Raw genomic sequence first — 15,295 nt, forward strand, 5'->3', positions numbered from 1 at the left:
CGGACCGGTGCCGTCCGCACCGGTGACGTACGGGCGGGCCGCCCGGGCGTCGGAGGCTACCGGCTGGTGCGCGCCCCGCTGGTGTCCGCCGCGCCTCCAGTGCTGGACGCATCCCAGCGTGCCGTGGTTGAGCACGACCGGGGACCGATGCTGGTGCTGGCCGGACCCGGCACGGGCAAGACCACCACGCTCGTCGAAGCCGTCCTGGCCCGGGTGCGGGCCGGCACCCCCGCCGACCGGGTGCTCGTCCTGACCTACGGCCGGGCCGCCGCGGTCGAACTGCGCGACCGGATGGCCGCCCGCGCGCAGCTCCTGACCGGCAGCGCGACCGCCGCTCCGCAGGCCGCCACCTTCCACTCGTTCTGCTACGGGCTGCTGCGCGCGCACCAGGACCCCGACCTGTTCGCCGAGCCGGTGCGGCTGATGTCCGGGCCCGAGCAGGACCTGATGGTCCGCGAACTGCTCGCCGGGCAGGCCCGGCTCGCCCGCGAGGGCCGCGCCAAGGTGGGCTGGCCGGACGACCTGCGGGCCGCGCTGACCACCCGCGGCTTCGCCGACGAGGTGCGCGCCGTGCTCGCCCGCACCCGCGAACTGGGCCTGGCCCCGCGCGCGCTCGCCGACTTCGCCCGCCGGATCGGCCGCCCCGACTGGCTCGCGGCCGCCGCGTTCCTCCAGGAGTACCTGGACGTCGCCGACCTCCAGGGCGTCATCGACTACACCGAACTGGTGCACCGCGCGGTCCGGCTGGTCCGGCGGCCGGAGGTGCACGCCGAACTCGCCGGGCGCTACGACGCGGTCTTCGTCGACGAGTACCAGGACACCGACGCCGCGCAGGTCCGGCTGCTGCGGGCGATCGCCGGGCAGGGCCGCACCCTCGTCGCCTTCGGCGACCCCGACCAGTCGATCTACGCCTTCCGGGGCGCCGACGTGAACGGCATCCTCGACTTCCCCACCGCGTTCCCCGGCCAGGACGGCCGCCCGGCCCCGGTCCGGGTGCTCACCGGCAACCGCAGGGCCGGGGCCGTGCTGCTCGCCGCCGCGGGGCAGCTCGCGGGCCGGATGGCGCTGCCGCGGCTGCCCGCGACCGCGGCCCGCGCCCACCGCGCCCCGACCGCGCACCGGCCCGGCGGCGTGCTGGCGGTGCGCACCCACCCCACGCCGGGCGCCGAACTCGAGGCCGTCGCCGACGCGCTGCGCCGCGCCCACCTCGAAGACGGCATCCCCTGGACCGGCATGGCGGTCCTCACCCGCACCACCGCGGCCCTGCCCACGCTGCGCCGCGCGCTCGCCGCCGCCGGGGTGCCGATCGACCTCGCCCCGTCCGACACCCCGCTGCACGCGGACCCGGCCGTCGCCCCGCTGCTGCTGGCCCTGCGGGTGGCGGCGGAAGCGGCGGCGCAGCCGGCGCCATCGCCGGAACAGGCGGCGCCGGCGGACGCGGCGTCCGGGTCCGGCGACCGCGAGCAGCAGCCGAGCGCGGACCCGGGCGGGCAAGCGGCCGCGGGCGACGCCCCGCACGCGGCCCGGGCCGATACGGCACCGGGCGCGGGGGGCGGCGAGGGCGAGCGCCCCGGGTCCGGGTTGTCTGTCGAGGACGCATTGACGCTGCTCACGTCACCGCTGGGCGGCATGGACTCCGCCGACCTGCGGAAGCTGGGCCGCGCGCTGCGCGAGGAGGAGCGGGCCGCGGGCGCTGCGGTGCCGCGCCCGTCGGACCAGCTGATCGCCGAGGCGCTGGCGCACCCGGAGCGGCTGGCGGCCCACGACCCGTCGTACGCGCGCGGCGCCCAGCGGCTGGGGGCGCAACTGGCCGAGGCCCGCACGGGTCTCGCGGCGGGCGGCACCGTGGAGGACGCGCTGTGGGCGCTGTGGCACGGGTCGCCATGGCCGGGCCGGCTGGAGCGGGCGGCGCTGCGCGGCGGCCCGGCCGGGCGGAACGCCGACCGCGACCTGGACGCGGTGTGCGCGCTGTTCGAGACGGTGGCGCGGGCGGAGGAGCGCACCGGGGGCCGGGGCGCGCTGAACCTGATCGACGAGCTGTCGTCGTTCGACATCGTGGCCGACACGCTCGGCGGCCGTACCGTACGGCCCGACGCCGTACGCCTGATGACCGCGCACCGGGCGAAGGGGCTGGAGTGGCCGCTCGTCGTCGTGGCGGGGGTGCAGGAGGGGGTGTGGCCGGACCTGCGGCGGCGCGGCTCGCTGCTGGAGGCCGACCGGATCGGCCGGGACGGACTGGCGCCGCCGCTCACCCCGGGCGCGCTGCTGGCCGAGGAGCGCCGGCTGTTCTACGTGGCGGTGACCCGCGCGCGCGACCGGCTGCTGGTGACCGCGGTGAAGTCCGCCGCGGACGAGGGCGACCAGCCGTCGCGGTTCCTGGCCGAGCTGGGCGTGGAGCCGGTGCACGTCGGCCACCGGCCGCGCCGGCCGCTGGCGGTGGCCCCGCTCGTCGCGGAGCTGCGCGCGACCACCGTGGACCCGAAGGCGTCCCCCGAGCTGCGGGACGCCGCCGCGCGCCGGCTGGCCCGGATGGCCTCGCTCACCGACGACGGCTATCCGCTGGTGCCCGCCGCGCACCCCGACCGCTGGTGGGGGCTGTACGAGCCGACCCGCTCGGAGGTGCCGCTGCGCGACCGGGACCAGCCGGTGGTGCTGTCGGGCAGCGCGCTGGACCAGTTGGCGAACACCTGCGCGTTGCAGTGGTTCCTGGGCCGAGAGGTGAAGGCGGAGCCGCCGTCGACGGCCGCGCAGGGCTTCGGCAACGTGGTGCACGTCCTGGCCGACGAGGTGGCCTCGGGGCGTGCCCCCGCGGATCTGGACGTGCTGATGGCCCGGCTGGACTCGGTGTGGGACGCGCTCGCCTTCGACGCGCCCTGGAAGTCCCGGCAGGAGCGGGAGAACGCCCGCGCCGCGCTGGAGCGCTTCCTGCGCTGGCACGTCATGGAGCGCGGCCGGCAGGCGGTCGCCGGGGAGCACGCCTTCGACGTGACGCTGGAGGCGGGCGACGCGCAGGTGCGCATCCGCGGCAGCATGGACCGGGTGGAGACGGACGCCGAGGGGCAGGCGTACGTCGTGGACTTCAAGACCGGGCGGGCCAAGCCCACCGCGAAGGAGGTCGAGCGGCACCCGCAACTCGCGGTCTACCAGCTCGCCGTCCGGGAGGGGGCCGTCGACCCGCTCTTCGGCGGCGCGCGCCCGCACCCGGGCGGCGCCGAGCTCGTGCAGCTGCGGGTCGGCGCCACCCGCAAGGAGGGCGGCGACGCGCTTCCGGCGGTGCAGCGGCAGGAGCCCCTCGAGGGGGAGTGGGCGCAGGAGCTGCTCGCCGAGGCGGCCGGGCGGGTGCTGGACGAGCGCTTCACGCCGGCGGCCGGCCACCACTGCGCGCACTGCGCCTTCCGCTCGGCGTGCACGGCCCGCCCGGAGGGACAGCAGGTCGTGGAGTAGGAGAGCGGGAGTACCGGGAGGGGCAGGGGCGGGAGCGGCAGGTGAAGCGTGTCGGCCCGGCCGGATAGCCTCACTGGGTGGTGAACCGTCTCAACCGCCCTGAGCAGCTCAAGGAGCTGCTGGGCATCCCCTTCACCCCGGAGCAGATGGCGTGCATCGTCGCGCCGCCGGCTCCCGGGGTGATCGTGGCGGGGGCGGGCTCGGGGAAGACCACGGTGATGGCCGCGCGGGTGGTGTGGCTGGTCGGCACCGGGCAGGTCGCGCCGGAGCAGGTGCTGGGGCTGACCTTCACCAACAAGGCGGCGGCGGAGTTGTCCGAGCGGGTCCGGCGGGCGCTGGTGCGCGCGGGCGTCACCCCGGGAGCGGCGGACGGCCCGGCGGCCCTGGACCCGGACCAGGTGCCGGGCGACCCGCAGATCTCGACGTACCACGCCTTCGCCGGGCAGCTGCTGAAGGACCACGGGATGCGGATCGGGCTGGAGCCGAGCGCGCGGCTGCTCGCCGACGCGACCCGGTTCCAGTTGGCGGCGAAGGTGCTGCGGGCCGCGCCGGGCCCGTATCCGGCGCTGACCAAGGGGCTGCCCACGCTCGTCGGGGACCTGCTCGCGCTGTCGGGCGAGCTGGCCGAGCACCTGGTGCCGGCCGAGCGGCTGCGCGCCCACGACACCCGGCTCGCCGCGGAACTCGGCGCCCTGGACCCGGGGGCGCGCGGCTACGCCTGGGTGCGGGAGGTGGCGCAGGCCACCGCAGCCCGCCGCGACCTCGCCGAACTGGCCGCCGCCTACCGGCAGGAGAAGAAGGGCCGCGACCTGCTCGACTTCGGCGACCAGATCGCGCTGTCCGCCGAGCTCGCGCTCAGCCGCCCGGAGGTCGGCGCGCTGCTGCGCGAGCAGTACCGGGTGGTGCTGCTGGATGAGTACCAGGACACGTCGGTGGCCCAGCGGCTGCTGCTCGCCGGGTTGTTCGGCGGCGGCACCGGGCACGCGGTGACCGCGGTCGGCGACCCCTGCCAGGCGATCTACGGCTGGCGCGGCGCGTCGGTGGCGAACCTCGACGACTTCCCGCGGCACTTCCCGTACGCGGACGGGCGGCCCGCCGACCGGTACGCGCTGAGCGAGAACCGCCGCTCCGGCGGCCGGCTGCTGGACCTCGCCAACGGGCTGGCCGCCGAACTGCGGGCGCGGCACGAAGGCGTGGAGGCGCTGCGCCCGGCGCCCGGCGCGGAGCGCGACGGCCTGGTGCGGTGCGCGCTGCTGCCCACCCAGGCCGAGGAGACGCGGTGGCTCGCCGACTCCGTCGCCCACCTGGTGCGCACCGGCACCCCGCCGGGGGAGGTCGCGGTGCTGTGCCGTACGGCGGCGCACTTCGCGGACCTGCACGCGGCGCTGGTGGCGCGGGACGTGCCGGTGGAGGTGGTCGGGCTGTCGGGGCTGCTGCACCTGCCGGAGGTGGCCGACCTCGTCGCGACCTGCGAGGTGCTGCACGACCCGACGGCGAACGCGGCCCTGGTGCGCCTGCTGACCGGGCCGCGCTGGCGGATCGGGCCGCGCGACCTGGCGCTGCTCGGCCGCCGGGCCCGGCTGCTGGTGCGCTACGGCCCCGGCGGCGCGGAGCCCGACCGGCTCGCGGCGGCCGTGGAGGGCGTGGACCCGGCCGAGGTGGTGTCGCTGGCCGACGCCCTGGAGACGTTCCTCGACGCCGACCCCGGCGACGACCTGCCGTTCTCCGCGCAGGCGCGGGTGCGGTTCGCCCGGCTGGCGAACGAGATAAGGGACCTGCGGCGGGCACTGGCCGATCCGCTGATGGACGTGCTCCACCGGGTGCTGGCCGTCACCGGACTGGAGGTGGAACTGGCCGCGTCGCCGCACGCGCTGGCCGCCCGCCGCCAGGAGACCCTGAACGCGTTCCTGGACGTGGCCGCGTCCTTCGCCGCGCTGGACGGCGAGGCGACCCTGCTGGCCTTCCTGGGGTTCCTGCACACCGCGGCGCAGTACGAGAAGGGCCTGGACAGCTCGCTGCCCGGCGGCGAGGACACGGTGAAGCTGCTCACGGCCCACAAGTCCAAGGGCCTGGAGTGGGACGTGGTCGTGGTGCCCGGGCTGGTCGCCAAGGGCTTTCCCAGCGAACGCGGCCGCGAGCTGTGGCCGGTCAACGCGAAGGTGCTGCCGCACGGGCTGCGCGGGGACGCCGCCACGCTGCCCGACGTGGAGGAGTGGACGAAGGCCGGGCTCGACGGCTTCCGCGCCGCGATGAAGGAGCACCAGCGGGTGGAGGAACTGCGGCTCGGCTACGTCACCTTCACCCGGCCGCGCTCCCTCCTGCTCGGCTCGGGCTACTGGTGGGGCGCCACCCAGACCAGACCGTTCGGGCCGTCGGTGTTCCTGGAGGCCCTGCGCGAGCACTGCGAGGCCGGGCACGGCGAGATCGAGGTCTGGACCGAAGCGCCGGCCGAGAACGCCGAGAACCCGGCTCTGGCCGCCGCCACCGAACCCCCCTGGCCGCTGCCGCTGGACCCCACCGCCCTGGCCCGGCGCCGCCATGCCGCCGAGTCGGTGCTCGCCGAGATCGCCGCCACCGCCCCTTCCGCGGCCGTCCCCGCTCCCACCCCGCCGCCGCCCGGTGCCCTCCCCCCGCAACCCACCCGGGGGAAAGGCACTCCCGCCCCCGAACCCGAGTCCGCACCCGCACCCGCCCCCGACGCGGACCTCCCTCCTGAGGACTCCCGCCTCGTCGCCGCCTGGGACCGCGACCTCACCGCCCTCACCGGCGAGCTCCGTCGCGCCCGCGCCACCGTCCACGACGTCCCCCTCCCGCGCACCCTGACCGCCACCCAGCTCATGCGGCTGGCCGCCGACCCCGACGGCCTCGCCCGCGACCTGGCCCGCCCCATGCCGCGCCCGCCCGCCCCCGCCGCCCGGCGCGGCACCCGCTTCCACGCGTGGGTCGAGTCCCGCTTCGACACCCGGCCGCTCTTCGGCCCCGAGGAACTGCCCGGCGTCGAACCGGGCGACGACATCGCCGACGAGCAGGACCTCGCCGCCCTCAAGGACGCCTTCCTGCGCACCCCGTACGCCGACCGCACCCCCTACCGCGTCGAGGCCGCCTTCACCCTCACCCTCGCCGGACGCCTGATCCGCGGCCGCATCGACGCGGTGTACCGGGAGCGTACGGAGCAGGCACCGGACGCCGGCGCGGACCCGTACACGGACACGGACCGGTACGCCGGCGCGGACCCGTACACGTACGAGATCGTGGACTGGAAGACCGGGCACCGCACGGACACCGCGGACCCGCTGCAACTGGCGATCTACCGGCTGGCCTGGGCCGAGCAGCAGGGGGTGCCGGTGGAGCGGGTGCGGGCGGCGTTCCTGCACATCCGCACCGGCACGCTGCTGCGGCCCGCCGGGCTGCCGGACCGGGCCGCGCTGGAGCGGCTGCTGCGCCCCGATGCGCCGGGCCCCGACGGCGGGTGACGGGGAGCGGGCGGCCGGACGGGTCCGCCGGCGCTCCCGGTACGCTGAAAACCATGCGCACGACCCCGGACAACGCCGTCCACCCGCTCCCGGCCGACCCGGCCCCGTACATCGCGGAGCACAGCGCCGCGTTCCTCGCCGAGCTGACGGACTGGCTCCGCATCCCCTCTATCTCCGCGAACCCCGACAACGCCCCTGACGTGCGCCGCAGCGCCGAATGGCTCGCGGCGGCCCTGACCCGTACCGGCTTCCCGGTGGCCGAGGTCTGGGAGACCGAGGGCGGCCCCGCGGTGTTCGCGGAGTGGCCGAGCGGCGCGGCCGACGCCCCCACGGTCCTCGTCTACGGGCACCACGACGTGCAGCCCGCGGCGCGCGAGGACGGCTGGGCGACGGACCCGTTCGAGCCGGTCGAGCAGGACGGCCGACTGCGGGCGCGCGGCGCCGCGGACGACAAGGGCCAGGTGTTCCTGCACACCCTGGGCCTGCGCGCGCACCTGGCGGCGACCGGCCGCACCGCCCCGGCGGTGAACGTCAAACTGCTCGTCGAGGGCGAGGAGGAATCCGGGTCGCCGCACTTCGGGGCACTGATCAGGAAGCACGCCGACCGGCTGCGCTGCGACACCGTGATCGTCTCGGACACCGGCATGTGGGCCGAGGACACCCCGACGGTGTGCACCGGCATGCGCGGCCTGGTCGACGGCCAGATCGACCTGTACGGGCCGGACCAGGACATCCACTCCGGTTCCTTCGGCGGCGCGGTGCCGAACCCGGCCACGGAGGCGGCCCGGCTGGTCGCCGCGCTCCACGACGAGGACCGGCGGGTGGCGATCCCTGGTTTCTACGACGGTGTGGTGGAACTCACCGACCGGGAGCGGGCGCTGCTGGCGGAGCTGCCGTTCGACGAGGCGGGCTGGCTGCGCACCGCCAGGTCGCACGCGGCGCTCGGCGAGCGCGGCCACACCACGCTGGAGCGGATCTGGGCCCGGCCGACCGCCGAGGTCAACGGCATCCACGCCGGGTACGGCGGCCCCGGCGGCAAGACGATCGTGCCCTCGCGCGCGGAGATCAAGTTCTCGTTCCGGCTGGTCGCCGGGCAGGACACGGCCCGGGTGCGGGAGTTGTTCACCGACTGGGTCGCGGCCCGGCTGCCCGAGGGCATCCGGCACGAGCTGCGCTTCTGGGGCGAGGGCACCCGGCCGTGCCTGACCCCGCTCGACCACCCGGCGCTGCGCTCGCTGGTGCGCGCGATGGGCCGCGCCTTCGGCCAGGAGATCCGGTACACCCGCGAGGGCGGGTCGGGGCCGGCCGCGGACCTCCAGGACGTGCTGGGCGTACCCGTGCTGTTCCTGGGAATTTCCGTGCCGTCCGACGGTTGGCACTCGGTGGACGAGAAGGTGGATCTCGACCTGCTGTTCAAGGGCGTCGAGACTGCGGCGCACCTGTGGACGGAACTGGCCGCGGACTGGGCGGAGGAACCGTGGCCGAGCAGCCGATGACCACCGGCCGCAGCGCACGGACCGCAGGCAGCGCGGGCACCGCAGGGACCGCACGGACCGCAGGCAACGCAGGCACCACCGGCACCGCACGGACCGCAGCCGGCACCGGCACCGCAGGGACCGCAGGCACCGCAAAGGGGAGTTGGGAAGACGCCTTGACCGAACTCGACGCGACATCGAAGCCGCTGAGCCTCACGTACACCGGGGTGGACCGCGCCGCCCACCACCGGCTCGACGAGGCGTGGCTCGCGGCGGCCTGGAGCCACCCCACCACCCGCGTCTTCGTCGTCTCCGGCGGGCAGGTGCTGGTCGAGGACACCTCCGACGGCGGCGCCGAACTCGTGATGACCCCCGCGTTCGACGCCCCCGAGACCGAGCAGCACCGCTACTTCCTCGGCATCGACGCCGAGGGCGTGCGCTACTTCGCGCTCCAGAAGGACACCCTGCCCGGGCGGATGGACGACCCGGCCCGCCCGGCCGGGCTGCGCGAGGTGGGCGGGCTGCTCTCCCCGCTGGAGGCCGGGCTGATGGTCCACGCGGTGGCGCTGGAGAACTGGCAGCGCATGCACCGCTTCTGCTCGCGCTGCGGCGAGCGCACCGTCATCGCCGCGGCCGGCCACATCCGCCGCTGCCCGGCCTGCGGCGCGGAGCACTACCCGCGGACCGACCCGGCCGTCATCATGCTGGTCACCGACGACGAGGACCGCGCCCTGCTCGGCCGCCAGGTGCACTGGCCCGAGGGCCGCTTCTCCACGCTGGCGGGCTTCGTCGAACCCGGCGAGTCCATCGAGCAGTCGGTGCGCCGCGAGGTCTTCGAGGAGGCGGGCGTCACGGTCGGCGACGTCTCCTACGTCGCCAGCCAGCCCTGGCCGTTCCCCTCCAGCCTGATGCTGGGGTTCATGGCGCAGGCCACCTCCTCCGACATCCAGGTCGACGGCGAGGAGATCCACGAGGCCCGCTGGTTCTCCCGCGAGGACCTGCGCGCCGCGTTCGAGTCCGGCGAGGTGCTGCCCCCGTACGGGATCTCGATCGCGGCCCGGCTGATCGAGCTGTGGTACGGCAAGCCGCTGCCGAAGCAGGGGGGCACGGCGGTGGTGCGGTAGGCGGGGGAGCGGGGAAGGCCGGGGAGCCCGGGGGCCTCGGCCTCCCCGGGGCGGCGCTCACCCGGCGAGGGCGGCCAGTACGTCCTCGGTGCTGCCGGTCTCGGCGATCTTCGGGAAGACCTTCGCCACGCTGTGCTCATGGGTCGCCAGGTCCGAGTCGGTCATGGCGTCGACCGGCAGCGTGACATGGAAGCCCTGCTCGTGCGCGTCCCGGGCGGTCGACTCCACACCGCTGCCGGTGGCGATGCCGGTCACGACGACCTGCGTCACACCGAGCGCCCGCAGCCGGTCGGCCAGCCCGGTGCCGGCGAAGGCGCTGCGCGCGTACTTGGTCACCAGCAGGTCCTCCGGCCGCTGCTCCAGCTCCGGGACGAGGTCGGTCCAGCCCTCGGGGAAGGTACGGCTGCCACGGGCGCCGCGGTCGGTACGGCCGGGCGGCGAGCCGGCGACGTTGACCAGCACGACCGGCAGGCCCCGGTCGCGGAAGGCCCGCAGCAGTTCCACCGACCGCTCGACGATGCCCTCGACGGGGTGTGCGAGCGGCAGCGGCACGATGCCGGCCTGGAGGTCCACGACGACCAGGGCGGCCGTCGGGTCGATGGCGGTGATGGGCATGGGGGGTCCTTGGGTGTCGTTCGGGATTCGGGGGTCCGGTGCTGCCGGGCGCTGCCGGCGGCTGCCTGCCGGGTGCGGCGGCGCCGGGGGCGGGTCAGGGTGACTGGGCGAGCCGTTTGAGCAGGTCGGTGCAGGACGCGAGGCGGGCGGCCTCCTCGGCGGACAGCTGCGACCCGATCGCCTGCGTCAGCCAGTCGTGCTTGGCCAGCCGCCCGGTGCGGAACTGCTCCCGCGCGGCCCCGGTCAGGCTCAGCAGCGTCTTCCGGCCGTCCGCCGGATCGGGGGCGCCGCCGACCAGTCCGGCGTCCTGGAGCACCGCGACGATCTTCGCCATCGACTGCGGGCGCATGCCTTCCGCCCGCGCCAGCGCGGTCGCCGTGGCCGGCCCGTCCCGCTCGATCCGCAGCAGCACCGACGACTGCGACCGCGTGAGGTCGCTGCCCTCCGTCTGCTCCCGCAGCTTCCGTACCAGCTGACCGACCGCGACCCGCAACTCCCCGGCGAGCACCGCCGGGTCCGCGCCGTCCGCCTGCCTGCCGTCCATACCGGCAGGCTAGCACTTTGGACAGCCAACTACACAGTTGGCTGGCTACTTGGCCGACCGCGCCGTCCTGTGCCGCCACTCCCGCGCGCCCAGCAGCACCACGCCGAACAGCCGCGCCTTCTCCGCCGCGTACTGCCCGGGCTCGTACGCGTACCGGGCGGCGAGCGTCCGCTTGACGAGGGCGTACCGCCGCGCGGTCCCGGGGTCGGCCCGCAGGAAGTCGCGGAACAGCAGGTAGCGCCCGGCGAGCGGGGAGCCCGCGGCCACCAGGTGCAGCAGGTGCGTCCGCCGCCCGCCCGCGCTTCTGGCCAGGAGCAGCGGCTGCTCGACGGCCGGGAACACCTCGGGCGCCGGCTCGGGCGCGTATCCCCTGCGTACGAGCGGCTGCCGGGCCCGTACGGCGGCCTCGGCCGGGTCCTCGACGACCACCAGGACGTCGACGGTCGGCGCCGCGCACAGGCCGGGGACGCTGGTCGCCCCGACGTGCTCGATCGCCCGGGCGCCGGGCAGCGCGTCCGCGAGGAGGGCGCGCTCGGCGGCGAACGCCCGTGTCCACCGCGGGTCGTGGTGCGCCACGGTGACGGCGGGCGCGGGCTCGCACGCCGTGACGGCGCCGCCTTCGAGGCGGCGCACCGCGCTCCAGGCGGCGAACTGCCGTCCCCCGGGCTCGCCGGAGGCGCCGACCACCTCGACGTAGGAGGTCGCACCCGCGGCCACCTCCACCCGGGCGCCGCCCTGCCGCGGCTGCCCGTCACGGCGGCGCAGGCCGACGCGGACCGTGTAGGAGCCCGGGGGCAGGGAGAGGGAGAAGCCGCCGCTCGGGCTGGTGTAGGAGGCGGAGGACCGCAGTTCCACCGGCTGGTGCGGGGTGATGTCGATGTAGTGGTAGCCGAGCGGGTCGCCGGCCGCGGTGCGGGCGACGCCGTGCACGGCGCCGCGCGTCGGGCGCTGCGGGCGGCGCGCCGTCACCGCGCCGCCGCCCGGTGTCCGTACCTGTTCACGCGCCCCCCTGGCGTGTGCGGCGGGCGGGTGTCAGTCCTGGTGGCCCTGGGCGCGGAGGATCTCGTCGATGCGGGCGCGGTGGGCCGCCTCCCAGGTGTCGAGGGGTTCCGCGGCCTCCTTGGCGAGCTTCGCGCGGGCGTCGGCGAGGAGTTGGGGCGCGCGGTCGCGCGGGGCGACCACGATGCCCTCCTCGTCGGCCACCACGATGTCGCCGGCGTGCACCCGGACCCCGCCGCAGGTGACCGGGGCGTTCAGGGGCGTGGCGGCGGCCTTGGCACCCGGGATGGGGATGATGCCGCGGGCGAAGACGGGGAAGCGCATCTCGCGGATCTCGGCGAGGTCGCGGACCACGCCGTCGATCACGAACGCGGCGATGCCGTTGCGCTGGGCGACCGCGCAGACGTTGCCGCCCGCGACCGCGTGATCGATGTCGCCGGCCTCGACCACGACGACGGAGCCGACCGGGGCGCGGTGGATCGCGGCGTGCAGCATCAGGTTGTCACCGGGCGGGCAGCGCACGGTGAAGGCCGGACCTGCCACCCGCGGCACCGACGGCCACAGCGGCCGGATGCCGATGTCCATGACCTGCGCGCGGTCGAGCAGGTCGGCGAGCGTGGTCGGCGGCACATCCTGGAACCCTGCGGTCTCGTCCACGCGCCCGACCGTAGCACCGGCGGTACCGGTATGTGCCGGCGTGCGCAGGCGCGAGGGCGCCCCGGGCGCCGGCGGGGCGCCCGGGGCAGCGGCCCGGGGGAGGGCCGGTCAGGCGCTCAGGGCCTGGGAGACCTGCGCGAGGCTCGGGTTCGTCATCGTGGACTTCTTGCCGCTGGGCGCGACCACGAGGACGGTCGGCACCGTCTGGTTGCCGCCGTTGGCCTCCTCCACGAACTTCGCCGACGCCGGGTCCTGCTCGATGTTGATCTCGGTGTAGGCAATGCCCTCCCGGTCGAGCTGGCTCTTCAGCCGGCGGCAGTAGCCGCACCAGGAAGTGCTGTACATCGTCACGGTGCCGGACATGTCGTGATCCGCTCCTCGTCCAGGGTCCTCAAGTTGCCTCGGTCCGGGAACGCCGGACGAGGTCTCGGCATTCCCGGCAACGCCCCGGCCCCGGCGCGCATTCCGGACCGGGGCGGGCCACCCGGTACGGGCCGGGCTGTGGACAACCCGGCGGGGCTGTCGCCGGAACCTGGCACAGTGGCGGTGTGACTGCGACAACCCACGACTCGCTCTTCCCCGCGATGCCCGACTCCGCGGACGCGGTGCTCGACGGACTCGACCCCGAGCAGCGCGCCGTCGCCACGGCCCTGCACGGCCCGGTGTGCGTGCTGGCCGGCGCCGGCACCGGCAAGACCCGTGCGATCACCCACCGGATCGCGTACGGCGTGCGCGCCGGCGTCCTCCAGCCCGCCACGGTGCTGGCGGTGACGTTCACCGCGCGCGCGGCGGGGGAGATGCGCGGCCGGCTGCGGCAGCTCGGCGCGGGCGGGGTGCAGGCACGGACGTTCCACGCCGCGGCCCTGCGGCAGTTGCAGTACTTCTGGCCGCGCGCGATCGGCGGCGAGATGCCGCGCATCATGGACCGCAAGGTGCAGCTCGTCGCGGAGGCCGGCGCCCGCTCCCGGATCAGGCTGGACCGCAGCGAACTGCGGGACGTGACCGGCGAGATCGAGTGGTGCAAGGTCACCCAGACGGTGCCGGAGGAGTATCCGGCCGTCGCCGCCAAGACCTCGCGCGACGTGCCGCGCGACCCGGCCGAGGTCGCGCGGATCTACGCGACGTACGAGCAGCTGAAGCGCGACCGCGGCCTGATCGACTTCGAGGACGTCCTGCTGCTGACCGTCGGCGTGCTCCAGGACCGGCCGGACGTGGCGGAGACCGTCCGCTCGCAGTACCAGCACTTCGTGGTGGACGAGTACCAGGACGTCAGCCCGCTCCAGCAGCGCCTGCTGGAGCTGTGGCTCGGCGGCCGCGGGAATCTGTGCGTGGTCGGCGACGCGTCCCAGACGATCTACTCGTTCACCGGCGCCACCCCGGACTACCTGCTCGGCTTCCGCACCCGCCACCCGGACGCCACCGTGGTCAAGCTCGTCCGGGACTACCGCTCCACCCCCCAGGTCGTCGGTCTGGCCAACGGCCTGCTCGCCCAGGCCCGCGGCCACGCCGCCGCCCACCGGCTCGAACTGGTCTCGCAGCGCGACCCCGGCCCCGAGCCGGTGTACACCGAGTATCCGGACGAACCGGCCGAGGCTGAGGGCGCCGCCCGCCGGATCAAGGACCTGATCGACGCCGGGGTGCGCCCCAGCGAGATCGCGGTGCTCTACCGGATCAACGCCCAGTCGGAGGTGTACGAACAGGCGCTGGCCGACGCCGGTGTGCCCTACCAGCTGCGCGGCGCCGAGCGGTTCTTCGAGCGGCCCGAGGTGCGCGAGGCGGGCATGCTGCTGCGCGCCGCCGCCCGCGCGGCCGCCGACCCCGGCGAGCAGCCGGAGACGATCCCGCAGCAGGTGCGGGCCGTGCTCAGCTCGCGCGGCTGGGCCTCGGAGCCCCCCGCCGGTTCGGGCGCGGTGCGCGACCGGTGGGAGTCGCTGGCGGCGCTGGTGCGGCTGTCGGAGGACTTCGCCGCGGCCCGGCCCGACGCGGTGCTCGCGGACTTCGTCACGGAGCTGGACGAGCGGGCCAACGCGCAGCACGCCCCGACCGTGGAGGGCGTCACCCTCGCCTCCCTGCACGCGGCGAAGGGCCTGGAGTGGGACGCGGTGTTCCTGGTCGGCCTGACCGAGGGCACCATGCCGATCACCCACGCCAAGACCGACGAGCAGATCGAGGAGGAGCGCCGCCTGATGTACGTCGGGGTGACCCGGGCCCGGCTGCACCTGTCGATGTCGTGGGCGCTGTCGCGTTCGCCGGGCGGGCGCGGCGGGCGGCGGCCCTCCCGCTTCATGGACGGGCTGCGGCCGGGCTCCGCGCCGCGGGGGGCTCGGGGCGCCGGCGGCCAGGGCGGCGTCGAGCGCGGTGCGGGCGGGCGCAGCCGGCGGCGCGGCCCGGTGCTGTGCCGGGTGTGCGGGCGGACCCTCTCGGACGCGGGCGAGATCAAGCTGATGCGCTGCGAGGACTGCCCCTCCGACCTCGACGAGGCGCTGTACGACCGGCTGCGCGGCTGGCGGACGGAGCAGGCGAAGGCGCTCGGCCAGCCCGCCTACTGCGTCTTCACCGACAAGACGCTGCTGGCCATCGCCGAGGTCCGGCCGTCCGACGAGCAGGGGCTCGCCGCGATCCCGGGGGTGGGGGCCAGGAAGCTCGACAAGTTCGGGGCCGATGTGCTGGCACTGTGCACCGGCGATGCGCGCGATGAGGTCGAGGACGCCGAGGACGCCGGGGACCCCGAGGGCCCCGCCGCCGACAACACCGCCGACACCGCCGACGGGGGGCCGGAGGAGGCTTCGGACGAGGTCGGAGCGGGTGCGGTGGAGGCGTTTCCCGCGGACGGGGAAGAGGCCGCCGAATCTTCTTCAGAAGAAGCCGAAAAATAGTTTGCGCATCCCGCAGGAGTCCTCATAGCCTGCGGGAGCACGGTCGGGAGCGGGTCTTCCAAGAGCCGCCAAGACTGTGATGTACTAG

At 75.8% G+C, this 15,295-nt stretch carries 10 protein-coding genes; 5 read left to right on the forward strand and 5 right to left on the reverse strand.

What is annotated here, in order from left to right; all coding sequences use genetic code 11:
* Positions 1-147: 147 nt before the first annotated feature.
* From AC3ERT_RS05385 to nudC, 4 genes are all read left to right on the forward strand, one after another.
* Positions 148-3,444 (forward strand): ATP-dependent helicase, encoded by a 3,297-nt coding sequence (locus AC3ERT_RS05385; RefSeq protein WP_435173091.1) that lies wholly within the window; start codon positions 148-150, stop codon positions 3,442-3,444.
* Positions 3,445-3,521: 77 nt separating this feature from the next.
* A complete protein-coding gene (locus AC3ERT_RS05390) occupies positions 3,522-6,917 on the forward strand; it encodes an ATP-dependent helicase (RefSeq protein ID WP_435172935.1) in 3,396 nt (1,131 codons plus the stop codon).
* 53 nt (positions 6,918-6,970) lie between these two features.
* A complete protein-coding gene (locus AC3ERT_RS05395; protein WP_335977386.1) occupies positions 6,971-8,413 on the forward strand; it encodes a M20/M25/M40 family metallo-hydrolase in 1,443 nt (480 codons plus the stop codon).
* A 155-nt stretch (positions 8,414-8,568) separates the two neighbouring features.
* Positions 8,569-9,516: an NAD(+) diphosphatase gene (nudC, locus tag AC3ERT_RS05400; RefSeq protein WP_435172937.1), complete on the forward strand. Its 948-nt coding sequence runs from the start codon at positions 8,569-8,571 to the stop codon at positions 9,514-9,516.
* A gap of 57 nt (positions 9,517-9,573) precedes the next feature.
* Here the strand turns inward: nudC and AC3ERT_RS05405 are convergent, their stop codons facing one another.
* From AC3ERT_RS05405 to AC3ERT_RS05425, 5 genes are all read right to left on the reverse strand, one after another.
* Positions 9,574-10,131 carry a cysteine hydrolase family protein gene (locus AC3ERT_RS05405; RefSeq protein WP_435172939.1) on the reverse strand — a complete coding sequence of 186 codons (558 nt, stop codon included), beginning with the start codon at positions 10,129-10,131 and terminating at the stop codon, positions 9,574-9,576.
* A gap of 94 nt (positions 10,132-10,225) precedes the next feature.
* Positions 10,226-10,675, reverse strand: a complete 450-nt coding sequence (locus AC3ERT_RS05410) for a MarR family winged helix-turn-helix transcriptional regulator (RefSeq protein ID WP_435172940.1) — start codon at positions 10,673-10,675, stop codon at positions 10,226-10,228.
* Positions 10,676-10,720: 45 nt separating this feature from the next.
* The gene (locus AC3ERT_RS05415; protein ID WP_435172942.1) at positions 10,721-11,644 is read right to left on the reverse strand and encodes a GrpB family protein; all 924 of its coding nucleotides are present in this window, start codon (positions 11,642-11,644) and stop codon (positions 10,721-10,723) included.
* A 63-nt stretch (positions 11,645-11,707) separates the two neighbouring features.
* The gene (locus AC3ERT_RS05420; RefSeq protein WP_435172944.1) at positions 11,708-12,331 is read right to left on the reverse strand and encodes an RraA family protein; all 624 of its coding nucleotides are present in this window, start codon (positions 12,329-12,331) and stop codon (positions 11,708-11,710) included.
* A gap of 108 nt (positions 12,332-12,439) precedes the next feature.
* Entirely contained in the window at positions 12,440-12,694 is a 255-nt protein-coding gene (locus AC3ERT_RS05425) for a mycoredoxin (RefSeq protein WP_335977368.1), read from the reverse strand.
* Between the two features lie 185 nt (positions 12,695-12,879).
* Between AC3ERT_RS05425 and AC3ERT_RS05430 the strand changes: the two genes are divergently transcribed.
* On the forward strand, positions 12,880-15,207 hold the full coding sequence (locus tag AC3ERT_RS05430; protein WP_435172946.1) for an ATP-dependent DNA helicase UvrD2: 2,328 nt from the start codon (positions 12,880-12,882) through the stop codon (positions 15,205-15,207).
* The last annotated feature ends 88 nt before the right edge of the window (positions 15,208-15,295 follow it).

It is taken from the genome of Actinacidiphila sp. bgisy145, assembly GCF_057708125.1.

Excerpts from the sequence above, each read along its gene's own strand:
- AC3ERT_RS05385 (WP_435173091.1), top strand. The coding sequence starts at position 148 with ATGCTGGTGCTGGCCGGACCCGGCACGGGCAAGACCACCACGCTCGTC.
- AC3ERT_RS05395 (WP_335977386.1), top strand. The coding sequence starts at position 6,971 with ATGCGCACGACCCCGGACAACGCCGTCCACCCGCTCCCGGCCGACCCG.
- AC3ERT_RS05405 (WP_435172939.1), bottom strand. The coding sequence starts at position 10,131 with ATGCCCATCACCGCCATCGACCCGACGGCCGCCCTGGTCGTCGTGGAC.
- AC3ERT_RS05410 (WP_435172940.1), bottom strand. The coding sequence starts at position 10,675 with ATGGACGGCAGGCAGGCGGACGGCGCGGACCCGGCGGTGCTCGCCGGG.
- AC3ERT_RS05425 (WP_335977368.1), bottom strand. The coding sequence starts at position 12,694 with ATGTCCGGCACCGTGACGATGTACAGCACTTCCTGGTGCGGCTACTGC.